The following is a 26430-nucleotide window of genomic DNA, read 5'->3' as shown; positions in this document are numbered from 1 at the left end:
TTGCGATCTTTATTGGCCGGGCAAGGCGTTAGCCGCCGCCCGGCAACAGGGGGGGGAAGAACAGTGTTCGCGAGAAAGCGTTACGCTGACTCTTTATCACTGTTCGCCGCGTCCGGCAGCTTGGGCACCAGCACCGTCGGCTTATTGTCGATGCGGGTCACCAGCAACTGATCGATGCGGTAGTTGTCGATATCCACCACCTCGAATTTATAGCCGGAGAACTTCACCGCGTCGGTCCGCTTGGGAATTTTACGCAGCATAAACATCATAAAGCCGCCAATGGTCTCGTAATTTCCGGACTGTGGGAAATCATCGATATCCAGCACCCGCATAACGTCGTCGATCGGCGTGCCGCCGTCAATCAGCCAGGAGTTCTCATCGCGTGCGACGATCTGCTCTTCCAGCCCCTGGCCGACCAGATCGCCCATCAGGGTGGTCATCACGTCGTTAAGGGTGATAATCCCGACGACCAGCGCATACTCGTTCATGATCACGGCGAAGTCTTCACCGGCGGTTTTAAAGCTTTCCAGCGCTTCAGACAGCGTCAGGGTATCCGGGACAATCAGCGTATTGCGAATCTGCACGCCGCCGGTCAGCACCAGGCTTTGGTTCGCCAGCACGCGGTTCAGCAGGTCTTTGGAGTCAACGTAGCCGATGATGTGGTCGATATCTTCGTTACACACCAGGAACTTAGAGTGCGGATGCTCTGCAACTTTATTCTTCAGGCTCTGTTCATCTTCATGGAGATCGAACCAGATGACGTTTTCACGCGAAGTCATGGACGAAGGCACGGTGCGCGACTCCAGCTCAAACACGTTCTCAATCAGCTCATGCTCCTGCTTACGCAGCACCCCGGCCAGCGCGCCGGCTTCCACTACGGCGTAAATATCATCGGAGGTAATGTCGTCTTTACGCACCATCGGAATTTTGAACAGGCGGAAGATGTTGTTGGCCATGCCGTTGAACAACCACACCAGCGGGCGGAAGAGAAACAGGCAGAAGCGCATCGGGTTGATGATGCGTAAAGCGACGGCTTCAGGCGCAATCATACCGATGCGTTTCGGGGTCAGGTCAGCAAACAGAATGAACAGGCTGGTGACCAGGGTAAAGGAGATAATAAAGCTCAGCTGCTCGGAGAGCTCGGGGGACATATAGCGACTAAAGAGGCCGTGAAACGCCGGCGAAAATGCAGCATCGCCGACGATACCGCCGAGAATCGCTACCGCGTTGAGGCCGATTTGCACCACGGTAAAGAACATACCGGGGTTTTCCTGCATCTTCAGCACGCGTTGAGCGTTGACGTTGCCGTCATCGGCCAGCAGCTTGAGTTTGATTTTACGTGATGCGGCCAGCGAGATTTCCGATATCGAAAAGAACGCACTGACGGCTATCAGACAAAGTATTACTAAAATACTGTTTAACATATCTTATCTGACCGTTGAGATCAGATCCTCGGAAGGGAAGTGGATAACGCTAAGTGGAATTCACAAAAAGCCGGTCCGAAGGCTCTGGACCGGCGATAACACGGCGTAGTATAGCGTAAGGTACTGTAAAGCCGCCAGAGCGTAAATTATTCAATCCGGCAGCCTGCTATTACGGGTCAACGGCATCAGGGCTGCGGCGGTAAACAAACCCCAATCCCGCCGATACCGCAGTATCCGTAGGGGTTTTTATGCAGATACTGCTGATGATCGTCTTCCGCATAATAGAACGGCTTTGCCGTGGCGATCTCGGTGGTGATAGCGCGCGGGTCGTTGGCTTCCTTCATTGCCGCCTGGAAACGCGCGAGGCTGGCTTTCGCGGCTTCGCTCTGTTCCGGCGTCAGCGGATAAATAGCGGAACGATACTGCGTGCCGCGGTCGTTACCCTGCTGCATGCCCTGCGCCGGGTCGTGATTTTCCCAGAAGACCTGAAGCAGCTGCTCATAGCTGATAACCTGCGGATCGTAGACCACGCGCACGGCCTCAGCATGGCCCGTCTCGCCGCTGCAAACTTCACGATAGGTGGGGTTTGGCGTGTAGCCGCCGGTGTAACCTGCGGCGGTGCTATAAACGCCGGGCAGTTGCCAGAACAGGCGTTCGACGCCCCAGAAACAGCCCATGGCGAACAGAGCGACTTCCATTCCGGCGGGGACGTTGGTCATCGAATGGCCATTGACGGCGTGGAGCGTAGCCACCGGCATCGGCGTATTGCGTCCCGGCAGCGCGTCCGCTTGGGCGACAAGATGCGTTTTATCAAATAGACTCACGGTGGGCCTCTCTAACAGAAAATGTGGTTAAGGTTGTAACCAAGCGTGACTTTTAACACAATAACCACGCTTAATACGTCTAGATTTAAACATAAGAATTATTTGGGTTAACGTCTATTTTTCAACCCTTAGTTGTTAGGGTTTTGTTAAGCCGTGGAGCGGCACTTTCGTTTCCTTCGGGGGGAAACAAGGATATTCAGGAGAAAACGTGCTACAAATCCGCCAGTTATGTATCACCAGCCTTTTGCTGGTCAGCGGGGTCGCCAGCGCAGCGAACGTGCGTTTGCAGGTTGAGGGGTTATCCGGGGAACTGGAAAAAAACGTCCGCGCCCAACTCTCTACGATCCAGAGCGATGAAGTTACGCCGGACCGGCGCTTTCGCGCGCGCGTGGATGATGCTATCCGCGAAGGTCTGAAAGCGCTCGGCTACTATGAACCCACCATCGATTTTGATTTACGTCCGCCGCCGGCGAAGGGGCGCCAGGTACTGATCGCCAAAGTCACGCCCGGCGAACCGGTGCGCATTGGCGGCACTGAAGTCATTTTACGCGGCGGAGCCCGAACCGATCGCGACTATCTGGATTTGTTAAACACGCGACCGGCCATCGGTACCATCCTCAATCACGGTGATTATGATAGCTTTAAAAGCTCTCTGACCCGGGTCGCGCTGCGTAAGGGCTACTTCGATAGCGAGTTTAATAAAAGCCAGCTTGGGGTTTCTCTTGACCGTCATCAGGCCTTCTGGGATATCGACTACAACAGCGGCGAGCGCTACCGCTTTGGCCCGGTGACCTTTGAGGGCTCGCAAATTCGCGACGAATATCTGCAAAATCTGGTGCCGTTTAAGCAGGGCGACTATTACACCTCGCAGGATCTCGCCGAACTCAACCGCCGCCTGGCGGCGACCGGCTGGTTCAGTTCCGTCGTCGTGGCGCCGCAGTTTGAGAAGTCCCGCCAGACGAAAGTGTTGCCTTTGCAGGGCGTGGTTTCTCCGCGCAAAGAGAATACTGTTGAGACCGGGGTCGGCTACTCAACCGACGTCGGGCCGCGCGTCAAAGGGACCTGGAGAAAGCCGTGGATGAACTCCTACGGCCACAGCCTGACCTCCAGCCTCAGCCTGTCCGCTCCTGAACAGCAGCTTGATTTCAGCTACAAGGTACCGCTGCTAAAAAGCCCGCTTGAACAGTACTACCTGATGCAGGGCGGCTTTAAGCGTACCGATCTCAATGATACCCAGGCGGATTCTACCACCCTGGCCGTGTCGCGCTATTGGGAGATGTCGAGCGGCTGGCAGCGCGCGCTGAACCTGCGCTGGAGTCTCGACCACTTTACCCAGGCCAACGTCACCAATACCACGATGCTGATCTATCCCGGCGTGTCGGTGAACCGGACCCGTTCTCGCGGCGGCCTGATGCCGACCTGGGGCGATTCACAGCGCTATTCGGTGGACTACTCCAACACCATGTGGGGCTCGGATATTAACTTTATCGTGATGCAGGCGCAGGACGTCTGGATCCGCACCCTTTATGACCGCCACCGCTTCGTGGTACGCGGCAACCTTGGCTGGATTGAGGCCGATAACTTCAGCAAAGTCCCGCCGGATCTGCGTTTCTTCGCCGGTGGCGACCGCAGCATTCGCGGTTATAAATACAAATCTATCTCGCCAAAAGATGATGACGGCAAGCTGATGGGGGCTTCGAAGCTGGCCACCGGCTCGCTGGAGTATCAGTACAACGTGAGCGGCAAATGGTGGGGCGCGGTGTTCGTCGATAGCGGCGAAGCGGTGAGCGATATCCGCGAAAGCAACTTTAAAACCGGCGCTGGCCTCGGCGTACGCTGGCAGTCCCCGGTCGGTCCAATCAAGCTGGATATCGCCAGACCGATCGGTGACAAAGAAGAACACGGTTTACAGTTTTATATCGGCCTGGGGCCTGAATTATGAGTTTATGGAAGAAGATAAGCCTCGGCGTACTGATTTTTCTGGTGCTGCTGCTGGGGACGGTAGGTTTCCTGGTGGGGACGACGACTGGCCTGCATCTGGTTATCAAAGCCGCCGATCGCTGGGTCCCTGGGCTGGAAATTGGCAAAGCCACCGGCGGCTGGCGCGATCTGACGCTGGAGAACGTGCGCTTTGAGCAGCCGGGCGTGGCGGTCACCGCCGGGCAGTTCCACCTTGGCGTTAAACTACGCTGCCTGTGGGACAGTAGCCTGTGCGTCAACGATATTTCTCTGCGCGATATCTATGTGGCGATCGATACCAGCAAAATGCCGCCAGCGGCGCCGGTTGAAGAAGAAGATAGCGGGCCGCTGAATCTCTCCACGCCTTACCCCATCACCCTGAGCCGAGTGGCGCTGCATAACGTCAACGTGAAAATTGACGATACGGCCGTTTCGCTGCGCGATTTTTCCACGGGGCTTAACTGGCAAGAGAAAAACCTGACCCTGACGCCAACCTCGCTGCAGGGGCTGCTTATCGCGCTGCCGAAGGTGGCGAAAGTGGCCCAGGAGCAGGTCGTTGAGCCGAAAATTGACAATCCGCAGCCGGAAGAAAAGCCGCTCGGCGAGACGATGAAAGACCTGTTCTCGAAGCCGGTGCTGCCGGAAATGACCGATGTCCATCTGCCGTTGAATCTCAATATTCAGGAGTTTCGCGGCGAGCAGCTGCGTCTGACCGGCGATACCGATATGACCATCTACTCGCTGCTGCTCAAAGTCAGCAGCATTGATGGGCAGATGAAGCTGGACGCGCTGGACGTGGATTCTGACCAGGGCAAAGTGACGGCTTCCGGTAATGCACAACTGCAGGATAACTGGCCGGTCGATATCACCCTCAACGGTACGCTGAATGTAGACCCGCTCAAGGGCGAGAAAGTGCAGCTCAAAGTGGGCGGCGAAGTGCGTAAAAAGCTCACGCTCGGCGTGGATCTGAACGGCCCTGTCGCCATGACGCTGCGCGCCGAAACGCAGCTGGCGGAGGCCGGCCTGCCGCTGGATATGGAGGTGAAAAGCAAGCAGCTTTACTGGCCATTTACCGGCGAGAAAGCGTATCAGGCTGACGACCTACTGCTGAAATTTAACGGCAAGATGACCGACTACACGCTGGCCTTCAGCACCGCGGTGAAAGGGCAGTCGCTGCCGCCAGCGAAAATTAGCCTGAACGCGAAGGGCAACGAGCAGCAGGTGAATCTCGACAAGCTCACCGTCGCCGCCCTCGAAGGAAAAACCGAGTTGAAAGCGCTGCTCGACTGGCAGCAGGCGATCAGCTGGCGCGGCGAACTGACGCTTAACGGTATCAACACCGCTAAAGAGGTACCGGACTGGCCGTCGAAGCTCAACGGACTGATTAAGACCCAGGGCAGCCTGTACGGCGGCAGCTGGCAGATGTCGGTACCGGAGCTGAAAATCACCGGTAACGTGAAGCAAAACAAAGTCGACGTGAGCGGTTCGCTGCAGGGCAACAGCTATATGCAGTGGAAAATCCCCGGCCTGCATCTGGCTCTGGGCCCCAACAGCGCCGACGTGAAAGGCGAGCTGGGAGTTAAAGATCTTAACCTCGACGCCACCATTGACGCGCCGCATCTCGATAACGCCCTGCCGGGCCTGGGCGGGACGGCGAAGGGATTAGTAAAAGTTCGCGGCACCGTCGATGCACCGCAGCTGCTGGCGGATATCACCGCCCGGGCGCTGCGCTGGCAGGAGCTATCGGTGGCTCAGGTGAACGTGAAGGGCGATGTGAAATCCACCGACCAGATTGGCGGTCATCTTGACGTACGCGTGGACCGCATTAGCCAGCCGGGCGTGAATATCAGCCTGGTGCAGCTCAACGCGAAGGGCAACGAGAAACAGCACGACCTGCAGCTGCGGGTGCAGGGCGATCCGGTTTCCGGACAGCTGTCGCTGGCAGGCAGTTTTGACCGCAAAGAGGAGCGCTGGAAAGGCACGCTGAGCAATACCCGCTTCCAGACGCCGGTAGGGCCGGTGGCGCTGACGCGCAACATCGCGCTGGATTACCGTAACCTCGAGCAGAAAATCAGCATTGGACCGCACTGCTGGACTAACCCGAATGCCGAACTGTGCGTACCGCAGACCATTGACGCCGGCGCGAGCGGGCGCGCGGTAGTGAATCTCAACCGTTTCGACCTGGCGATGCTGAAGCCGTTTATGCCGGAAGAGACGCAGGCCAGCGGCGTGTTTAGCGGCAATGCCGACGTGAGCTGGGACACCACCAAAGAGGGGCTACCGCAGGGCAAGGTCACCCTGAGCGGACGTAACGTGAAGGTGACCCAGACGGTCAACGACGCGCCGCTGCCGGTGGCGTTCGATACCCTGAATCTTACGGCCGATCTGCACAACAATCGCGCCCAGCTGGGCTGGCTGATTCGCCTGACCAACAATGGTCAACTGGATGGGCAGGTGCAGGTCACCGATCCGCAGGGCCGACGTAATCTGGGCGGGAACGTGAATATCAGCAACTTCTCGCTGGCGATGATCAACCCTATCTTCTCGCGCGGTGAAAAGGCGGAAGGGCGGCTCAATGCGCGTCTGACGCTGGGCGGCAACGTACAGAGCCCGCAGCTGTACGGGCAGATGCAGCTGAATGGCGTGGATATTGACGGCAACTTTATGCCGTTCGATATGCAGCCGAGCCAGCTGGCGATGAATTTCACCGGTACCCGCTCGACCCTACAAGGGACGGTGAATACCAGCCAGGGCCATATTGCGCTCAGCGGTAACGCCGACTGGACGCAGATTGACAACTGGCGCGCGCAGATTGCCGCGAAGGGCAGCCGGGTGCGGATAACCGTGCCGCCGATGGTGCGCCTGGATGTTTCGCCAGATGTCGTCTTTACCGCCACGCCAAGCCTGTTTAACCTGGATGGTAGCGTTGACGTGCCCTGGGCAAGAATCGTCGTCAATGAAGTGCCGGAAAGCGCCGTTGGGGTCTCTTCTGACGAAGTCATGCTGGATAAAAATCTGCAGCCGATTAAGCAGCAGAGCGCCGGTATTCCGATTAACAGCAACCTGACGATTCATGTAGGCAACAACGTTCGCCTCGACGCCTTTGGTCTGAAAGCGCGTCTGACCGGCGATTTGAAAGTGGCTCAGGATAAACAGGGGCTGGGCCTCAACGGGCAGATTAATATCCCGGAAGGCCGCTTCCATGCCTACGGCCAGGATCTGATCGTGCGTAAAGGCGAACTGCTGTTCTCCGGACCGCCGGATCAGCCGCTGCTGAACATCGAAGCCATTCGTAATCCGGATGCCACGGAAGACGACGTGATCGCCGGCGTTCGCGTGACCGGTTCGGCCGATCAGCCGAAAGCGGAAATTTTCTCCGATCCGGCCATGTCGCAGCAGGAAGCGCTCTCTTACCTGCTGCGCGGGCAGGGTTTGGGCAGCGGACAGAGCGATAGTGCGGCAATGACCTCCATGCTTATTGGTATGGGGGTTGCACAAAGTGGTCAGGTTGTGGGTAAAATCGGCGAGACGTTTGGCGTAAGTAATCTGGCGCTGGATACCGAAGGGGTGGGCGACTCCTCCCAGGTGGTGGTCAGCGGCTACGTGCTGCCGGGTCTGCAGGTAAAATATGGGGTAGGGATCTTTGACTCCCTGGCGACGTTGACGTTACGTTATCGCCTGATGCCTAAGCTATATATGGAAGCCGTGTCTGGCGTAGACCAGGCTCTCGATTTGCTCTATCAGTTTGAGTTTTAGCAATGCGAATATTTGTTTACGGCAGTTTACGACGCAAACAAGGCAACAGCCACTGGATGACCAACGCTCAGTGGCTGGGCGATCATAGTGTCAATGATTATCAACTGTACAGCCTGGGCCACTATCCAGGCGCGGTGCCCGGCGATGGCACGGTACATGGTGAGGTCTATCGTATTGACGCATCGACGCTGGCTGAATTGGATGCGCTGCGTACTAAAGGCGGCGAGTATGCTCGTCACCTGATCCAGACGCCCTACGGTAGCGCCTGGATGTATGTCTATCAGCGCCCCGTTGAGGGCTTCACGCTGATAGAAAGCGGCAACTGGTTGGATAAAGACCAGTATTAATAACGATAACGCCACCTTCGGGTGGCGTTGTTTTTTATAGGGGGATGTTGTCGGCCCGCTAAGGCATCAGCCGCCGCTCAGCAATAGAGCAACGCCCAAAAAAAAACACCGCCGGAGGCGGTGTTTTTGCGAACCTGAGTGCGGCAGAATTACTTCTTAGCGCGCTCGAAGGAAGCCACGATTTCGGCTTTCGCCGCTTCAGCGTTGTCCCAGCCGTCAACTTTAACCCATTTGCCTGCTTCGAGGTCTTTATAGTGCTCGAAGAAGTGGGTGATCTGCGCTTTCAGCAGTTCCGGCAGGTCGTTCACATCTTTGATGTGATCGTATTCTTTGCTCAGCTTGGTGTGCGGTACCGCAACCAGTTTCGCATCTTCACCGGATTCGTCGGTCATTTTCAGTACGCCAACCGGACGGCAGCGGATAACGGAACCCGGCTGCAGCGGGTACGGCGTCGGGACCAGAACGTCAACCGGGTCGCCGTCCAGGGACAGGGTGTGGTTGATGTAGCCGTAGTTGCACGGATAGAACATCGCCGTGGACATGAAACGGTCAACGAACAGTGCACCGCTCTCTTTGTCGACTTCGTATTTGATAGGATCTGCGTTCGCCGGGATCTCGATCACGACGTAGATGTCTTCCGGCAGATCTTTGCCCGCAGGTACGTTGAGTAAGCTCATGTCTGTTTCCTTTAAAATGTATGGCAAACAAGTGCCCGGTATTATAGCCAACTCACATCGAATGTCTTCGCTTCTTTTTCCCCAGAACGGGTGGGTGGAGTCCGAATTTTTCGGCGTAATACAGCCTGAAAATCCATAAACATAGCCGCATACTGAATAAAATTATGTAACCGTTTTCATTGCATATGCTTGATATCTCAAAGCGCGCAAAATTTCGTCATAAACGGCGAAGCTCGCGCGGGTCGCGAAGCCTCACCGGCTCTCCGCTGAAGAGTAACGCACCGATTAACATCTAATTAACTTTTTTGAAGTGTGATGTAACGCATTCAGTTACATCTCCGATTGTCTATAGTTTGTCCGCTGGTGAGGCTTTATCCAACAATAACCCTACGAGGATCCTCTTATGTGGAAGCGCTTACTTCTTGTCACCGCAGTTTCCGCAGCTATGTCGTCTATGGCCATGGCTGCCCCTCTGACCGTGGGTTTTTCACAGGTCGGCTCTGAATCCGGCTGGCGTGCGGCAGAAACCAACGTCGCGAAGGAGGAAGCCGCGAAGCGCGGTATCACTCTGAAGATTGCCGACGCGCAGCAAAAACAGGAAAACCAGATTAAAGCCGTCCGCTCTTTTATCGCTCAGGGCGTCGATGCCATCTTCATCGCTCCGGTGGTGGCGACCGGCTGGGAACCGGTACTGAAAGAAGCGAAAGAGGCCAAAATCCCGGTATTCCTGCTCGACCGCTCCATTGATGTTAAAGATAAAGACCTCTACATGACCACCGTGACCGCCAACAACGTGCTGGAAGGCCAGCTGATCGGCGAGTGGCTGGTGAAAACCGTCGATGGCAAACCGTGTAACGTTGTTGAGCTGCAGGGGACCGTAGGCGCCAGCGTGGCGATTGACCGTAAGAAAGGCTTCGCCGAAGCCATTTCTAAAGCCTCTAATATCAAAATTATCCGTTCCCAGTCCGGCGACTTTACCCGCAGTAAGGGCAAAGAAGTGATGGAAAGCTTTATCAAAGCGGAGAACAACGGCAAGAACATCTGCATGGTTTACGCCCATAACGACGACATGGTGATTGGCGCTATTCAGGCGATTAAAGAAGCCGGGCTGAAGCCGGGCAAAGATATCCTCACCGGCTCTATCGACGGCGTGCCGGATATCTATAAAGCGATGATGGCCGGTGAAGCTAACGCCAGCGTCGAGCTGACGCCGAATATGGCAGGCCCGGCGTTCGATGCGCTGGAGAAATACAAAAAAGACGGCACCCTGCCTGAAAAAGTCACCATCACTCAATCGACGCTCTACCTGCCGGATACGGCGAAAGAAGAGTTAGAGAAGAAGAAAAATATGGGCTACTGAGTCGTAGCTAAAAACAGGCCACGTTCCCGGTGGCGCTACGCTGACCGGGCTACAGTTTTACCGCCGTCTGCGGAGCGGGTAGCCCGGACAGGCGCGCAGCGCCGCCTCCGGGATTTCCCCGGTCGCTATAGCACGGCTGATTTCCCTCTCCTCCCCTCGGGGAGAGGGCAAAGGTGAGGGGAGAGCATGAACGGCGAATCGCATCAGGAAATCCTTCGTACGGAAGGGCTCAGCAAGTTTTTCCCCGGCGTGAAAGCGCTGGATAACGTTAATTTCAGCCTGCGCCGGGGCGAAATCATGGCTCTGCTAGGCGAAAACGGCGCGGGTAAATCTACTCTGATTAAAGCGCTGACCGGCGTCTATCACGCCGACCGCGGGACAATCTGGCTGGAAGGCCAGGCGATTTCGCCGAAAAACACTGCCCATGCCCAACAGCTGGGGATTGGTACTGTCTATCAGGAAGTGAACCTGCTGCCTAACATGTCGGTGGCGGACAATCTGTTTATCGGCCGTGAGCCCCGGCGTTTTGGCCTGCTGCGGCGTAAAGAGATGGAAAAGCGCGCCACCGCGCTGATGGCATCCTACGGTTTTTCCCTTGATGTACGCGAGCCGCTGAACCGCTTTTCAGTGGCGATGCAGCAGATTGTCGCCATCTGCCGGGCGATCGACCTGTCAGCAAAAGTATTAATTCTTGATGAACCGACCGCCAGCCTGGATACCCAGGAGGTGGAGATGCTCTTCACCTTGATGCGCCAGCTGCGCGATAGCGGGGTCAGCCTGATTTTCGTCACCCATTTCCTCGACCAGGTTTACGCCGTCAGCGATCGCATCACCGTGCTGCGCAACGGCGGTTTTGTCGGCTGCCGGGAAACCCGCGAGCTGCCGCAAATTGAGCTGGTGAAGATGATGCTGGGCCGCGAGCTGGAGCATAACGCCCTGCAGCGCGCGGGCCGCACCCTGCTCAGCGATAAGCCGGTGGCCGCCTTCGAAGATTTTGGCAAAAAAGGCACCATTGCACCGTTTAGTCTGCAGGTCCGTCCCGGTGAAATCGTCGGCCTGGCGGGTCTGTTAGGCTCGGGGCGCACGGAAACGGCGGAGGTTATCTTCGGCATTAAACCCGCCGACAGCGGCAAAGCGTGGATCAAAGGCAAGCCGCAAACCCTGCGCTCGCCGCATCAGGCATCCTGCCTCGGGATCGGCTTCTGCCCGGAGGACCGCAAAACCGACGGCATTATCGCCGCCGCCTCGGTGCGGGAAAATATTGTTCTCGCGCTACAGGCGCAGCGCGGCTGGCTGCGGCCGATTGGGCGGCGCGAACAAAATGAGATTGCCGAACGTTTTATTCGTCAGCTGGGTATTCGTACCCCCAGCGCCGAACAGCCGATCGAATTTCTCTCAGGCGGTAATCAGCAAAAGGTACTTCTCTCCCGCTGGCTGCTGACGAAACCGCAGTTCCTGATCCTCGATGAACCCACCCGCGGTATTGACGTGGGTGCCCACGCCGAGATCATCCGCCTGATCGAAACCCTGTGCGCCGATGGTCTGGCGCTGCTGGTTATTTCTTCAGAGCTGGAAGAGCTGGTGGGTTACGCCGATCGGGTGATTATCATGCGCGATCGCCAGCAGGTGGCGGAGCTGGCTCTGAGCGAGCTCTCCGTGCCGGCGATCATGAACGCTATTGCGGCATAAGGAGTAACCGATGATGCCTCAATCTGTTCCGAAAACCGGCCAGCCGAAACGGCGCGTTAACTGGCCCAAAGGGATGCCGCAGATCGTTGCGCTGCTGCTGGTGCTGGTGGTTGACAGCCTGGTCGCCCCGCATTTCTACCAGATCGTGCTCCAGGAGGGGCGACTGTTCGGCAGCCCGATTGATATTTTGAACCGCGCCGCGCCGGTGGCGCTGCTGGCGATCGGCATGACGCTGGTTATCGCCACCGGCGGGATTGACCTCTCCGTCGGGGCGGTGATGGCGATTGCCGGCGCAACGGCGGCGTCAATGACCGTGGCGGGACACAGCCTGCCGATTGTGCTGCTGGCTTCGCTGGGAGCCGGCGCGCTGGCGGGCCTGTGGAACGGTATTCTTGTGGCGGTGCTGAAGATCCAGCCGTTTGTCGCCACGCTGATCCTGATGGTCGCCGGACGCGGCGTGGCGCAGCTGATCACCTCCGGGCAGATCGTCACTTTTGACTCCCCGCCGCTGGCCTGGCTGGGCAGCGGATCGCTGCTGCTGTTCCCGACGCCGGTGATAATCGCCATCGTTACGCTGGTGCTGTTCTGGCTGTTTACCCGCAAAACCGCGCTGGGGATGTTTATCGAAGCGGTGGGGATTAACATTCGTGCGGCGAAAAACGCCGGGGTAAATACCCGCATCGTCGTGATGCTGGCCTACGTGCTGAGCGGAGTATGCGCGGCCATCGCCGGCATTATCGTCGCGGCGGATATTCGCGGCGCGGATGCCAATAACGCCGGGCTATGGCTGGAGCTGGATGCCATTCTGGCGGTCGTTATCGGCGGCGGCTCGCTGATGGGCGGGCGCTTTAATCTGCTGCTCTCGGTTGTCGGGGCGCTGATTATCCAGGGCATGAATACCGGGATCCTGCTGTCCGGTTTCCCGCCGGAGCTTAATCAGGTAGTCAAAGCGGTGGTGGTGCTATGCGTACTGATCGTCCAGTCGCCGCGCTTTATCAGCATACTGAAGGGGATGCGTGGCCATGATAAAACGTAATTTACCGTTAATGATTACCCTCGCGGTCTTCGTACTGGGATACCTTTACTGCCTGACGCAGTTTCCCGGCTTTGCCTCGACGCGGGTGATCTGCAATATCCTGACCGACAATGCTTTTCTCGGGATCATCGCCGTCGGCATGACGTTCGTGATCCTCTCCGGCGGGATCGATCTGTCGGTGGGGTCGGTGATCGCCTTCACCGGGGTATTCCTCGCCAAAGCGATCGGTTTCTGGGGGATCTCGCCGCTGGTGGCATTTCCGCTAGTGCTGGTGATGGGCTGCGCTTTTGGCGCCTTTATGGGGCTGCTCATCGATGCGTTGAAGATCCCGGCGTTTATCATCACGCTTGCCGGGATGTTTTTTCTGCGCGGCGTCAGCTATCTGGTTTCGGAGGAGTCGATTCCCATCAATCATCCGGTGTATGACGCGCTTTCCGGACTGGCATGGACCATCCCCGGCGGCGGTCGTCTGAGCGCCATGGGGCTGTTGATGCTGCTGGTGGTGTTCGGTGGTATTTTTATGGCCCACCGCACCCGCTTTGGCAATCAGGTTTACGCCATTGGCGGTAACGCGACGTCGGCCAACCTGATGGGGATCTCCACGCGGAGCACGACGATTCGCATCTATATGCTCTCTACCGGTCTGGCGACGCTGGCGGGGATCGTCTTCTCTATTTATACCCAGGCGGGTTATGCGCTGGCAGGGGTTGGCGTCGAGCTGGACGCCATTGCTTCGGTGGTGATCGGCGGCACGCTGTTAAGCGGTGGCGTGGGCACGGTTCTCGGCACCCTGTTTGGCGTCGCCATTCAGGGGCTGATTCAAACCTATATCAACTTCGACGGTACTCTTAGTTCATGGTGGACCAAGATCGCCATCGGTATTCTGCTGTTTATCTTTATCGCGCTGCAGCGCGGCCTGACGGTGCTGTGGGAGAATCGGCAGAGTTCGCCGGTGACAAGGGTAAATGTGCGTGCGACTGCTGAGTAGTATTCTGGTTTTTCGCTCAACTTATGTACCTACTCGCCACGTTCATCCATGATAGGTGCCTGATACAACAGGCACCCTGAAAAGGGATATTTTGAGCAAAGGAACGCTATTAATGGATATGGTTGAAGGTGAAGGATTATCAGGCAAGTGCGCCAGCTGTGGGCAAAAGGTATTGCCTCCGGCGCGTTATTGTAAAACCTGTAAGGATAAAAAATATACCGGTATCGGCGGCTGGCTTTATCTGCCGGCTTTAACCCTGACGCTCAGCTCGCTTTTACAGATCGTTGGGATATGTAATACGGTGACGGTTTTTCTGGATGTTGAAGAGGAGTTTAGAGCGTTTGCGCTGTTTGAAGCGGCTGGGGCACTATTTCTTTGGTTATTGGCAGTTTATACGACGATGTTGTTTTTCAGGAAGAAACGTCAGTTGCCAAATTATTATACTGTCTGGGTTCTGTTCACCACGATTCTCTACGCCGTCGACTGCTGGATTGCTGCGCATTTTTATGGTGTCGGGCTGGAGGTTGAAGATATAAAAATTTTGGCCTCATGCGCGCTGCAGATAATCATCTGGATACCTTATTTCCGCCTGTCGAAACGCGTCAAACTCACCTTCGTGAACTAAAGCAAATAGACGCCGGAATTATCCGGCGTCTGAATATTACGCGTCCGGGAACTCTTTAATAAAGTTCTCGACGTCTTCGACCATATGGTTATTGCCGACGAAGAAAGAGCGGCGCTGATGCAGGCTTTCCGGGATAATATCCAGAATGCGCTCTTTACCGTCGCTGGCCTTGCCGCCCGCCTGTTCAGCGAGGAACGCCATCGGGTTGCACTCGTACAGCAGACGCAGTTTACCGTCCGGGTGGCTGGCGGTGCTCGGGTAGAGGTAGATGCCGCCTTTGAGCAGGTTGCGGTGGAAATCCGCTACCAGCGAGCCGATATAGCGCGAGGTATACGGGCGCTGGGTCTCTTTATCTTCTTCCTGGCAGTACTTGATGTACTTCTTCACGCCCATCGGGAACTTGATGTAGTTACCTTCGTTAATCGAGTAGGTATTCCCCTTTTCCGGGAAGCGCATGCGTTCCTGGCACAGGCAGAACACGCCAAGGGACGGGTCGTAGGTAAAGGCGTGGACGCCGCAGCCGGTGGTATAAACCAGCATCGTCGAGGAGCCGTAAACCACATAGCCGGCGGCGACCTGGCGGTTACCCGGCTGCAGGAAGTCTTCTTCGGTGACGGGAGTACCCACCGGCGTGACGCGGCGATAGATAGAGAAAATCGTCCCGACGGAGACGTTAACGTCGATGTTAGAGGAGCCATCCAGAGGGTCCATCAGCACCACGTATTTGGCGTGTTCACAGCCTTCAAAGACGACGATTTCATCTTCTTCTTCAGAGGCGATCCCGGCAACAATATCGCGTGCTCGCAGTGCGGCTTTCAGCTTTTCATTGGCAAACAGGTCGAGTTTTTGCTGCACCTCGCCCTGAACGTTTTCAGCACCGCTGGCACCCAGGATATCGACCAGACCGGCCTTGTTGATATCGCGGTGGATGATCTTGGCGCCTAACTTTATCGCCGACAACAAAGCAGTCAGCTCGCCCGTTGCGTGAGAGAACTCGTGCTGCTTTTCGACAATAAATTCACCTAACGTTTTCATAACCCGTTCCCTGCATGTTTATGTGAAGTAAAACGAACAAAACAATCTTAACAAAGAATAAAAAAAGTTCGCACAGGTGAATCGCGCCAGCAAAATACGGATTCCCCTGAAATGCATTTCTTTCAGCCCCAACATCCCGGTAAACTGTGCTTCAGATAAGAGAAGGAAATGACGAATGCGCATTCATATTTTAGGAATCTGTGGCACGTTTATGGGGGGGCTGGCGATGCTGGCGCGTTCCCTCGGTCATGAGGTAACGGGGTCGGATGCAAACGTCTATCCGCCAATGAGTACCCTGCTGGAAACCCAGGGAATTGAGTTAATTCAAGGATATGATGCCAGCCAGCTGGATCCTCAGCCGGATCTGGTGATCATCGGTAACGCGATGACGCGCGGCAACCCGTGCGTGGAAGCGGTGCTGGAAAATAACATCCCGTATATGTCCGGGCCGCAGTGGCTGCACGACTTTGTCCTGCGCGATCGCTGGGTGCTGGCGGTTGCCGGGACGCATGGTAAAACCACCACTGCCGGAATGGCGACCTGGATCCTTGAAGCCTGCGGCTACAAGCCGGGCTTTGTCATCGGCGGCGTACCGGGCAACTTTGAGGTGTCCGCGCGCCTTGGCGACAGCCCGTTCTTCGTGATTGAAGCCGATGAATACGACTGCGCTTTCTTCGATAAGCGCTCTAAGTTCGTTCACTACTGCCCGCGTACGTTGATTCTCAATAACCTTGAGTTCGACCATGCGGACATTTTTGACGACCTGAAGGCCATCCAGAAACAGTTCCATCATCTGGTGCGTATTGTGCCGGGCAAGGGCAAAATCATTCTGCCTGAGAACGACATCAACCTAAAACAGACGATGGCGATGGGCTGCTGGAGCGAGCAGGAACTGGTCGGCGAACAGGGCCACTGGCAGGCGAAAAAGCTGACCACCGATGCATCCTCATGGGAAGTGTGGCTGGACGGCGAGAAAGTGGGCGAGGTGAAGTGGGCGCTGGTCGGCGAACATAATATGCATAACGGCCTGATGGCCATTGCCGCCGCCCGTCATGTCGGCGTGCTGCCTGCCGATGCGGCCAATGCGCTGGGTAGCTTTATCAACGCCCGCCGCCGTCTGGAACTACGCGGCGAAGCCAACGGCGTCACCGTATACGACGATTTTGCCCACCACCCGACGGCGATTCTGGCGACTCTGCAGGCGCTACGCGGCAAAGTTGGCGGTACCGCGCGAATTCTTGCCGTGCTTGAACCCCGTTCCAACACCATGAAAATGGGCATTTGCAAAGACGACCTGGCGCCGTCTCTCGGCCGAGCCGACGAGGTCTTCCTGCTGCAGCCGCAGCATATTCCGTGGCAGGTAGCTGAAGTAGCTGACGCCTGCGTACAGCCCGCGCACTGGAGCGCCGATGTCGATACGCTGGTGGATATGATTGTGAAGACCGCGCATCCTGGCGACCACATTCTGGTCATGAGCAACGGTGGTTTTGGCGGCATTCATCAGAAGCTGCTCGATAAGCTGGCGAAAAAAGCCGAGGCGGCCGAATAGGCCATTCTCCGCGTTGGTCCGCCCTCCGCGTGAGGGCGGATAGTTACGGATGGTTCATGTTGATTTCACAAAGAGTGACCTCTACCGATTCCGCTTATTTTCCCGCGCTGGACGCCCTGTACGGCAGGGCCTTCCCGTGGCACGAACAGCGTGAAGCCGAGGCTAAACAGCAGGCGCTTGATAATCCCCATTATGTACTGGAAGCCTGGTTCGATGATGGTCTGTTTATCGGCCTGAGCGGCTGCTGGCGGTTTGCTGACTATAGTTACATTGAACATCTGGCCATCGACGATACGTTACGATCGCGTGGCTACGGCAAGCGGCTGTTAGCTGAAATACTTCAGCGTGCGCCGCTGACCATTCTCGAAATCGATCCGCTGACCAGCGAGATTGCCCATAAGCGTCTGCGCTTTTATGAAACCATGGGGTTTTGCGCGAATCCCTGGGCGCATCGCCATCCGACCTATCATCAGGGTATTGCCGATCATGAATTGATCGTGTTGAGCTACCCGCAGCCGATTGATGAGGCGCGGTATCAGCGCTTTGCGCGGGATTTGCGTTTGGTGGTCATGGCTCAGGCTGGTGCGATCGAGGTATTGTCGCCCGGACAAGGTGCGCCAGGCGCCGCCTCCGGGAAAATCCCCGGTTGCGGCTGATGCCTGAGCTGGGCTAAAGGTCCGCGTGTTTTGAGTTTTTGTCACCCGGACAAGGCGCGTCAAGCGCCGCCTCCGGGAAGCCGTGCGTAATACGGCCTCCGCTTTTCTTCCGGTTCGCGCTGCGCTTAGCCGGACGACAAGTTCACCGTCGTCTGCGTGTTTTGTCGCCCGGAACATGCTCAACGCGTTAAATTACTCTTTCGCGATAGGCGTTTCGTTTTCCGCCACTTTGCTATCGCCCTGAATAGCCGCGATCTTCTTCTCCACCTCGGCAACCTGCTCGCTGCTGTGCAGCAGCGTATAGGTCAGATCAAACTGGGCGCTTTCCCCGGGCTGAAGCTGCTTAACGCGTTTTTGCTCCCGCTCGATAGTGACCGGATAGGCGTAGCTGGTGCCTGGCTCAATACCGGTGACGTAACCCTGTTTCTCGGTATCGGTATTTTTCCACAGGGTCAGCACCGGTAGCTGGCGGGTATCAAACTGAATAGATGCCCCTTTATCGCCGGCTTTGTTGACCACTGCGGCTAGCGTTTGATGATTTTCATCCGCCAGAGGCTGCATATTAAACACCATTTCATCGAAATCTTTCGTTGGTCCGGCGTAGGTTTGCCAGCTTTTTAAGCCCGCTTTGGCGTAGTCGTTGAATGGACTGATGCTGGCGATCGGGGCCAGGAAGCGGGCGCCTTCTTCGAGGATCGGCTTGCCAAAGTTGCTGTGATAGATAATTTGATAGTCATGCGGATAGTCGGCATGGTTGGTCAGGACATCGTGCAGGCTAAAGCTATTGCTGCCTGGCACGTAGCGCAGTTCGGTCATGGTCTGCAAATCTGCTTTCTTGAAGGTGCTCTCCTTCACCAGTCCACGAACGCGAATTTCATATGGCGCGGTATCCGCCACTTCAACTTCTACCTGGGAAGCCGGCGTGTTGCCGACTTTACCGTGCAGGGTGTAAATCTGCCCATCGGCGGTCACCGGGTGGCCTGTCCATTCGTAGCCGCAGCGTACCATCATTTCATTGAAACCCTCCAGCCATCCCAGTCCGTTACGGCTTTCGAGGTTAATAAAGGCGGGATTAACCACTTCTTTGACCGGCGAATCCCAGCCCATTCGCGATCCAAAGCCTTCGATTTTTAGCAGGTTCATGCCGCGGGTCGGGCTAAGCGCGATGGTCAGGCCGTCTTTACTATGGATCACAAGGATTTTACTGCCTTCTTGTTTACCGCCGTGAAGGACTTTTTGCTCAATGCTGAAGTTATGCTCTTTTATCTTCAGCTGATCGCTGGTTATTTGCCAGTTTCCTTTATCTATGCCGCTTTCAGCGCTTGTCAGCACCCACGTTTTTGCCATTACCGGCGTAGAAATAAGCGCGGCAATGGCCGTCAAAGCTAATGTCTTTTTCATTTTTCATCCCTTTTGCTGAATCGATTGTGTCACTGATGCAGGGAATTTAGTTGCAAGTGGATTATGAAAATGTGAAGTGTCTCACCTGGTGAGAAAACAGGCGTTTTTATATTTTTAAATGAGATATAAATCTCTTTTCGTCAGTGATATTGAATTTCGTTGCTGAAATTATGTGATTACTATCGTCTTTTGCTTTAACGATTCAGTTTGGTTTCATTGCAGAAATACAGAGGCGGGATAAAAGGGATGGCTGCAGGGAGTCGCTATTCCCTGCAGCCTTAGGCAACGTAGCTTTACCGTTCACAACATCGCAGCGCTGAGGCTATCAAGCGCCGTAGAATGCCAGGGTGTACAACCCTTTAACGTCCTGAACTGACGGATAGTTAGGATTGGTTAACGTACAGGGATCGTCGACGGCATGGCGACTCATTCGGTCGAGCACATTAACAAAGGTCACTTCATTGATTTCCACTTCGTCACACTGGCTCAGCGTTTTCGGGACGCCCAGCCGTTGATTCAGGGCATTGATCGCGGCAATTAAATTATCCATACCTAATGCGGCTTCCAGCTGACGATATTTTTTGGTGAACTTCGCATTATATTGAATGATATACGGCAACATAATCGCATTCGCCAGACCGTGAGTAATGCCAAATTCGCCGCCAATTTTATGCGCCATCGAATGCACTAATCCCAGTGACGCATTGGTGAAGGCGATTCCCGCCAGCGCGGAAGCATTATGCATATGCATGCGGGCATTTAAATCATCGGGTGAGCGCCAGGCGGTTTCCAGATGCTTAAATACCAGCCGAATGGCCTCTACCGCATAAGGGTCGGTAAAAGAGTTGGCTGCAGTGGAGACGTAGGCTTCAATCGCATGGGTCAAAACGTCCATGCCGGTGTGAACCGTCACGTGAGGCGGCATTTTTGCCGGAATAGTGGGGTCGAGAATGGCGATATCCGGCACCAGATCGGCGGCAACAATCGGGTATTTGATATGATTTGCCGTATCGGTGATCACCGAGAAGGCGGTGATTTCGGACGCGCTGCCGCTGGTGGAGGGGATCGCCACAAACCGTGCTTTGCTGCGCAGCGGCGGCATGGCACCGACGGGAATAATATCCTCAAACTTCAGCTGCGGATGTTCATAGAAACACCACATAACTTTAGCGGCATCCAGCGCGGAACCGCCGCCAATGGCCACTATCCAGTCAGGTTCAAAGGCTAGCATCGCTTTGGCTCCGCGCCAGACGGTTTTAATGGACGGATTGGGTTCAACATTATCGATAATAATGCACTCTATACCCGCTTTATTGAGTTCGCTGACGGCTTTATCCAGAAAGCCAAAACGCTTCATTGAACTGCCGCCGGTGACTAATGCGGCTTTTTTTCCGCTCAGGGTGGAAAGATGCTCTAAAGCATTTTCGCCATAAATAATACTGCGAGGAATTGAGAAGGCCTGGGTCATAGGAAACTCCATTTAATATTAAGGATTTTTTTAGTGTGCAGTCGTTATTAACGATTCAGCGACACGTGCAGAATAAAAAAATCGAATTAATGCTCCAGATACTGCCGGAGCAATATCTGGAGGGAGCTGACCGTCATATTTCAAGCTGCTTGTACGTTGCCCGCATTTGTTGACCTCAGCCATTTACGCCAGTAAATGACTGAGGATTCGCTGGGTTGCTACCTGTCCCGCAACTCGTTATATGTTGGGTTTAAATGGCTATTAAATCGTACCGTCCCAGGAGTCGACTTTTTCGCGTTTTGCTTCTTCTTCATCAAACCAGCGCGAAGTCACGCATTTGGACTCTGTATAGAAACGAACGCCATCTTTGCCCAGGCAGTGCAGGTCGCCGAAGAACGACTGTTTATGACCTGAGAAGGGGAATACGCCGACCGGCACCGGGATGCCGACGTTAATACCGACCATACCGCCGTGGGTGCGTTTCTGGAACTCGCGGGCGTAGTAGCCGCTTTGGGTGAAAATAACCGAGCCGTTGGCAAACGGGTTTTTGTTCATTAATTTCAGACCTTCTTCGAAGGTTTTTACCCGCTTAAAGCACAGGACCGGCCCGAAAATTTCCTGCGTCCCGACGCTCATCTCCTCGGTCACGCCATCGAGTATAGTCGGCCCGACATAGAAGCCTTTTTCCTGGCCCGGCACCTTAATATCGCGACCATCGAGCACCAGCTTCGCACCCTCTTCGATGCCTTTATTAATCCAGTTGATGACGGATTGTTTATGGTCTTTAGAAATCACCGGACCCATGTCGGTATCGCGCAGATAGCCGGGGCCGATTTTCAGCTGTTTGGCTTTTTCGACGACGGCGGCAATCAGCTTGTCGGCAATCTCTTCCTGCACCACGACGACCGGCAGCGCCATACAGCGTTCGCCCGCGCAGCCGAACGCGGCGTTGATAATGCCGGCGGCGGTACGGTTAACTGGCGCATCGGCCAGCACCAGGGCATGGTTTTTTGCTTCGCACAGCGCCTGGACGCGTTTGCCGTGGGCGGCGGCTTTGGAGTATACGTGCAGGCCGACGGACGTCGAGCCGACGAATGAGACGCCGTTAACGTCCGGATGGGTCAGCAGAATATCGGCTTCGTTACGTGAACAGGTCACGATGTTAATCACGCCATCCGGTACGCCCGCTTCCTGATAGAGTTTGGTGATTTCCATACAGGTCATCGGCGTCATACTGGCCGCTTTAATCACCATAGTGTTACCGGATGCGACGCATAGCGGCGCCATCCATCCCATCGGAATCATCGCCGGGAAGTTAAACGGCACAATGCCGGCGAACACGCCAATCGGCTCACGGTAAAGGTTGGTGTCGATCCCGGCTGACGCGTCCATCAGATTTTCACCCGCCAGCAGAGTCGGGATAGAACAGGCAAGCTCGGTGCCCTCTTTCGCTTTTAATACATCGCCCTGAGCATCTCCCCAGGCTTTACCGTTTTCTTTCGCCACCAGCTCGGTTAAGCGATCCTGATGCTGGATTAATAATTCACGAACGCGAAACATAATTTGCGAGCGTTTAATCGCCGGAGTATCTGACCACGCCGGAAAGGCTTTGCGCGCCGCGGCAACGGCATCCAGCACTTCTTGCTCGGTGCAGCAGGGGGCCTGAGCCATGACTTCCCCGGTACTTGGGTTATAGACGTCCATATAGCGTTCGGTCTGCGAAACGCGCCATTGACCATCAACGAAATATTTCAGTCTTGGTACAGTAGTCATATTTTTCTCCATGATAATATCTGTCGACTTTCTCTCATAATCAGCCTCTGAGCGGCGGTAAATCACTTACCGCCGGGTCAGCCACTTTCTTGAATATTGAATAAGCGCTTATTTCCGGACAACGGCCTCCGCTTTTTGCGATTTTCCGGCTGCGGTCGGTGATTTTTCAGCGTATTGATTGCCGTAGAAGCTGTCTGTCAGCAGCTGTTTCAATTCAGAAATCAGCGGATAGCGCGGGTTGGCGCCGGTGCACTGGTCATCGAACGCATCTTCCGCCAGCTTATCGACGTGGGCGAGGAAATCGGCCTCCTGCACCCCCGCCTCGCGGATGGATTTTGGTATGCCCAGTTCAGCTTTGAGTGCTTCCAGCCAGCCAAGGAGTTTTTCGATTTTCGCTGCGGTGCGGTCACCCGGTGCAGTCAGACCCAGGTGGTCGGCGATTTCCGCATAGCGACGACGGGCCTGCGGGCGGTCATACTGGCTGAATGCCGTCTGTTTGGTCGGGTTGTCGTTGGCGTTATAGCGAATGACGTTGCAAATCATCAGCGCGTTCGCCAGGCCGTGAGGGATGTGGAACTGTGAACCCAGCTTGTGCGCCATCGAGTGGCATACCCCGAGGAAGGCGTTGGCAAAGGCAATACCGGCGATAGTCGCCGCGCTGTGCACGCGCTCACGCGCTGCCGGGTTCCTGGAACCTTCATGGTAAGACGCCGGCAGGTTATCTTTCAGCAGCTTCAGCGCCTGCAGCGCCTGGCCGTCAGAGAACTCGGAGGCCAGTACGGAAACGTAAGCTTCCAGCGCATGGGTCACCGCATCCAGACCACCGAACGCGCACAGGGACTTCGGCATTTCCATGACCAGGTTGGCATCAACAATCGCCATATCCGGGGTCAGGGCATAGTCAGCCAGCGGGTACTTCTGCCCGGTGGCGTCATCGGTAACAACGGCGAACGGCGTCACTTCCGAGCCGGTACCAGACGTGGTGGTGATCGCCACCATTTTGGCTTTAACCCCCATTTTCGGGAACTTGTAGATACGTTTACGGATATCCATAAAGCGCAGCGCCAGCTCTTCGAAGTGGGTTTCCGGATGTTCGTACATGACCCACATGATTTTCGCCGCGTCCATCGGGGAGCCGCCGCCCAGGGCGATAATCACGTCCGGTTTGAAAGCGTTCGCCAGCTCAGCGCCTTTACGGACGATGGTCAGAGTCGGGTCAGCTTCCACTTCAAAGAAAACTTCTGTTTCAACGCCAGCCGCTTTCAGTACGGAGGTGATCTGATCCGCGTAGCCGTTGTTAAACAGGAAGCGGTCGGTGACGATCAGCGCGCGTTTGTGACCATCGGTGATCACTTCGTCCAAAGCGACTGGCAGTGAGCCCCGACGGAAGTAGACAGATTTCGGAAGTTTGTGCCACAACATGTTTTCAGCTCGCTTAGCCACGGTTTTCTTGTTAATCAGGTGCTTCGGCCCGACGTTTTCCGAGATCGAGTTGCCGCCCCAGGAGCCGCAGCCGAGGGTCAGGGAAGGGGCGAGGCTAAAGTTGTAGAGGTCGCCGATCCCGCCGTGGGAGGTCGGGGTGTTGATCAGGATGCGCGCGGTTTTCATCTTTTCGCCAAACAGCCTGACGCGATCCGCCTGGTTATCCTGGTCGGTATACAGGCAGGAGGTGTGGCCGATGCCGCCCATATCCACCAGCTTCACCGCTTTCTCCACGGCATCGGCGAAATCCTTCGCCCGGTACATGGCGAGCGTGGGCGACAGCTTTTCGTGGGCAAAAGGCTCGCTGTCGTCGATGTCCCGGACTTCGCCAATCAGGATTTTGGTGTCCGCAGGCACCGCGATCCCGGCCATTCCGGCAATATTGACCGCTGACTGCCCGACAATAGCCGCGTTGAGTGCGCCATTTTTCAGCAGAATCCCCTGCACGGCCTTCAGCTCCTGCCCCTGCAGCAGATAGCCGCCGTGGCTGGCGAAACGTTCGCGTACCGCGTCGTAGGCCGCATCCACGACCACCACCGACTGCTCGGAGGCGCAGATGACGCCGTTATCGAAGGTTTTTGACATCAGAATCGAAGCCACCGCGCGCTTCACGTCGGCGGTTTCATCGATCACCACCGGGGTGTTGCCCGCGCCGACGCCAATCGCCGGTTTACCGGAGCTGTAGGCCGCTTTGACCATGCCCGGCCCGCCGGTGGCGAGGATCAGGTTGATGTCCGGGTGGTGCATCAGGCGGCTGGACAAATCCACGGTCGGCTCGTCAATCCAGCCAATGATATCCGGCGGCGCGCCGGCCTCTACCGCCGCGCGCAGCACGATCTCCGCCGCACGGTTGGTGGCGTTTTTCGCCCGCGGGTGCGGGGAGAAAACGATGCCGTTGCGGGTTTTGAGGCTAATCAGCGACTTAAAAATGGCGGTGGAGGTCGGATTGGTGGTGGGGACAATCCCGCAGATCAGGCCGATGGGTTCGGCAATGGTCATGGTGCCAAAGGCGTCATCTTCAGACAGCACCCCGCAGGTTTTCTCATCTTTATAGGCGTTGTAGATATATTCGGAGGCAAAGTGGTTTTTGATGACTTTATCTTCCACGATGCCCATGCCGGACTCGGCAACCGCCATTTTGGCCAGCGGAATGCGGGCATCGGCGGCGGCCAGCGCGGCGGCGCGAAAGATTTTATCGACCTTCTCCTGAGAAAAGCTGGCATAGGCCTGTTGCGCCTTTCGTACCCGCGCGACCAGGGCATCGAGGTCGTCATTACTGGTGATGAGTGACATAAGTTTTCTCCGTAAGGGATTGAATTCTCTTAAGTAAAACATGTGCCTTTCCTGTAATGACGCCAAACCTTCCGCCACTGCAGATGCCTGGTTTTAATTAACAGAACTGACTGATCAGAAACTTCTCGGGTACCGTTGCGTTTATTCGCTCGCTAATGAAATTAATTTTTCATTATAATGATGTATGAAATACAAAAACCGTTTTGAGAGATGGATCAAAGATAAGCAAACTGCTGTTAAAGGCAGCCTGTTAAAGGCGAGGTGATATTATTTAATTCATTAAAATCATGTAATTATAATTTTAATTTTTCAAGAGTGGTGAAAAGAGAGCGGTTGGCTGTCTTGCCGTGTCAGGTTTTATTGTGAAATAAAGGTTAAAATTAAACGCTTATTTGAAATTAAAATGAAAAATTAAAACCAATCAGGATACAGAGGAAAGAAGAAGGGAGAGATCGATGATGTCGCTTGTACGGGAGGGCGGGTCGCCCGGATCGGGCAAGCGCCGTAATCCGGGGGAGTTATGCAGAGTTAGCCTTCGTTTTCGGCCAGTTCACGCAGATACTGGAAGATAAGCCGCGCGGATTTCGGCGGTTTATTACCTTCTTTCTCTTTTTGCGCGTTGCGGATAAGCGAACGCAGCTGCTGACGGTCGGCGTCAGGCCACAGGTTCAGCACTTCCGCAACGGCGTCATCACCATTATCAATCAGACGATCGCGGATCTGTTCAAGCTTATGGAACAGCGCAACCTGCTGGTTGTGGCGGTTCTTCAGCTTGTCCAGCGCCTGACGGATCGGCTCGACGTCACGGCTGCGCAGCATTTTACCAATCAGCTGCAGCTGGCGGCGGCGGCCTTCTTTCTTGATACGCTGTGCGAGCTCAATCGCGTCGCGCAGGTCGGTATCCAGCGGGATTTTATCGAGCGCGTTTTTACCCAGCTCGACCATTTCCGCGCCAAGACGCTTCAGTTCTTCGGCGTCGCGCTTAATTTCACTTTTACTGACCCAGATAATTTCATCGTCTTCATCTTCGACGTCATCACCAGGGACGTCGTCGAGCCAGTCTTCGGGCTGCTTTGTCATCTCAGGCT

19 protein-coding genes are annotated in these 26430 nt (G+C 55.5%); 10 read left to right on the top strand and 9 right to left on the bottom strand.

The window, feature by feature from the left end:
* Positions 1 to 80 precede the first annotated feature (80 nt).
* Positions 81 to 1424: a hemolysin family protein gene (locus IAE27_RS13625; RefSeq protein ID WP_004109043.1), complete on the bottom strand. Its 1344-nt coding sequence runs from the start codon at positions 1422 to 1424 to the stop codon at positions 81 to 83.
* A 185-nt stretch (positions 1425 to 1609) separates the two neighbouring features.
* Positions 1610 to 2248 carry a peptide-methionine (S)-S-oxide reductase MsrA gene (gene msrA, locus IAE27_RS13620; protein WP_004109039.1) on the bottom strand — a complete coding sequence of 213 codons (639 nt, stop codon included), beginning with the start codon at positions 2246 to 2248 and terminating at the stop codon, positions 1610 to 1612.
* A gap of 208 nt (positions 2249 to 2456) precedes the next feature.
* Here msrA and tamA point away from each other — a divergent pair, with 208 nt between their 5' ends.
* The 3 genes from tamA to IAE27_RS13605 are packed head-to-tail and all read left to right on the top strand — an operon-like array spanning position 2457 to position 8310.
* Positions 2457 to 4190, top strand: coding sequence for an autotransporter assembly complex protein TamA (gene tamA / locus IAE27_RS13615; RefSeq protein WP_004109036.1), 1734 nt, complete (start codon positions 2457 to 2459; stop codon positions 4188 to 4190).
* A complete protein-coding gene (gene tamB / locus IAE27_RS13610; RefSeq protein WP_004109028.1) occupies positions 4187 to 7963 on the top strand; it encodes an autotransporter assembly complex protein TamB in 3777 nt (1258 codons plus the stop codon). The genes tamA and tamB overlap by 4 nt, the downstream gene beginning before the upstream one ends.
* A 2-nt stretch (positions 7964 to 7965) precedes the next feature.
* Complete coding sequence (locus IAE27_RS13605) at positions 7966 to 8310, top strand: gamma-glutamylcyclotransferase (RefSeq protein WP_004098039.1); 345 nt, start codon at positions 7966 to 7968, stop codon at positions 8308 to 8310.
* Positions 8311 to 8459: 149 nt separating this feature from the next.
* On the opposite strand, the gene ppa is transcribed toward IAE27_RS13605, so the two are convergent.
* Complete coding sequence (ppa, locus tag IAE27_RS13600) at positions 8460 to 8987, bottom strand: inorganic diphosphatase (RefSeq protein WP_004109025.1); 528 nt, start codon at positions 8985 to 8987, stop codon at positions 8460 to 8462.
* Positions 8988 to 9390: 403 nt separating this feature from the next.
* Between ppa and ytfQ the strand changes: the two genes are divergently transcribed.
* The 5 genes from ytfQ (at position 9391) to IAE27_RS13575 (ending at position 14685) form a co-directional block, all read left to right on the top strand.
* Positions 9391 to 10347, top strand: coding sequence for a galactofuranose ABC transporter, galactofuranose-binding protein YtfQ (ytfQ, locus tag IAE27_RS13595; protein WP_004117462.1), 957 nt, complete (start codon positions 9391 to 9393; stop codon positions 10345 to 10347).
* Between the two features lie 186 nt (positions 10348 to 10533).
* Positions 10534 to 12036, top strand: coding sequence for a galactofuranose ABC transporter, ATP-binding protein YtfR (gene ytfR / locus IAE27_RS13590; RefSeq protein ID WP_004109019.1), 1503 nt, complete (start codon positions 10534 to 10536; stop codon positions 12034 to 12036).
* Between the two features lie 10 nt (positions 12037 to 12046).
* Entirely contained in the window at positions 12047 to 13072 is a 1026-nt protein-coding gene (gene ytfT / locus IAE27_RS13585; protein ID WP_154022314.1) for a galactofuranose ABC transporter, ATP-binding protein YtfT, read from the top strand.
* Positions 13059 to 14060: a galactofuranose ABC transporter, permease protein YjfF gene (gene yjfF / locus IAE27_RS13580; protein ID WP_154022315.1), complete on the top strand. Its 1002-nt coding sequence runs from the start codon at positions 13059 to 13061 to the stop codon at positions 14058 to 14060. The genes ytfT and yjfF overlap by 14 nt, the downstream gene beginning before the upstream one ends.
* 112 nt (positions 14061 to 14172) lie before the next feature.
* On the top strand, positions 14173 to 14685 hold the full coding sequence (locus IAE27_RS13575) for a DUF2569 domain-containing protein (protein WP_070557038.1): 513 nt from the start codon (positions 14173 to 14175) through the stop codon (positions 14683 to 14685).
* Between the two features lie 36 nt (positions 14686 to 14721).
* On the opposite strand, the gene fbp is transcribed toward IAE27_RS13575, so the two are convergent.
* On the bottom strand, positions 14722 to 15720 hold the full coding sequence (fbp, locus tag IAE27_RS13570; RefSeq protein ID WP_004109008.1) for a class 1 fructose-bisphosphatase: 999 nt from the start codon (positions 15718 to 15720) through the stop codon (positions 14722 to 14724).
* Between the two features lie 175 nt (positions 15721 to 15895).
* On the opposite strand from fbp, the gene mpl reads away from it, so the two are divergent.
* A complete protein-coding gene (gene mpl / locus IAE27_RS13565) occupies positions 15896 to 17269 on the top strand; it encodes a UDP-N-acetylmuramate:L-alanyl-gamma-D-glutamyl-meso-diaminopimelate ligase (RefSeq protein WP_004109005.1) in 1374 nt (457 codons plus the stop codon).
* 56 nt (positions 17270 to 17325) lie between these two features.
* Complete coding sequence (locus IAE27_RS13560; RefSeq protein ID WP_047720435.1) at positions 17326 to 17925, top strand: GNAT family N-acetyltransferase; 600 nt, start codon at positions 17326 to 17328, stop codon at positions 17923 to 17925.
* 192 nt (positions 17926 to 18117) lie between these two features.
* Here IAE27_RS13560 and IAE27_RS13555 read toward each other — a convergent pair whose 3' ends face one another.
* The 5 genes from IAE27_RS13555 to yjgA all read right to left on the bottom strand — a co-directional run bounded on the left by IAE27_RS13555 (position 18118) and on the right by yjgA (position 26422).
* The gene (locus tag IAE27_RS13555) at positions 18118 to 19326 is read right to left on the bottom strand and encodes an aldose 1-epimerase family protein (protein WP_016809346.1); all 1209 of its coding nucleotides are present in this window, start codon (positions 19324 to 19326) and stop codon (positions 18118 to 18120) included.
* Positions 19327 to 19651: 325 nt separating this feature from the next.
* Positions 19652 to 20794 carry an iron-containing alcohol dehydrogenase gene (locus tag IAE27_RS13550; RefSeq protein WP_017145072.1) on the bottom strand — a complete coding sequence of 381 codons (1143 nt, stop codon included), beginning with the start codon at positions 20792 to 20794 and terminating at the stop codon, positions 19652 to 19654.
* A 261-nt stretch (positions 20795 to 21055) separates the two neighbouring features.
* Positions 21056 to 22567 (bottom strand): CoA-acylating methylmalonate-semialdehyde dehydrogenase, encoded by a 1512-nt coding sequence (locus IAE27_RS13545; protein ID WP_070557036.1) that lies wholly within the window; start codon positions 22565 to 22567, stop codon positions 21056 to 21058.
* Positions 22568 to 22675: 108 nt separating this feature from the next.
* Positions 22676 to 25342, bottom strand: coding sequence for a bifunctional acetaldehyde-CoA/alcohol dehydrogenase (gene adhE / locus IAE27_RS13540; RefSeq protein WP_017145071.1), 2667 nt, complete (start codon positions 25340 to 25342; stop codon positions 22676 to 22678).
* A 528-nt stretch (positions 25343 to 25870) separates the two neighbouring features.
* Positions 25871 to 26422, bottom strand: coding sequence for a ribosome biogenesis factor YjgA (gene yjgA / locus IAE27_RS13535; RefSeq protein ID WP_016809342.1), 552 nt, complete (start codon positions 26420 to 26422; stop codon positions 25871 to 25873).
* Positions 26423 to 26430: the final 8 nt, after the last annotated feature.

Origin of the sequence: Klebsiella sp. S69 (assembly GCF_016516145.1) — a bacterium.
In the GTDB taxonomy this organism is placed as follows: Bacteria; Pseudomonadota; Gammaproteobacteria; order Enterobacterales; family Enterobacteriaceae; genus Klebsiella; species Klebsiella oxytoca.
The sequence above is the reverse complement of the archived record's forward strand: the minus strand, read 5'-3'. Positions and strand labels throughout refer to the sequence as shown.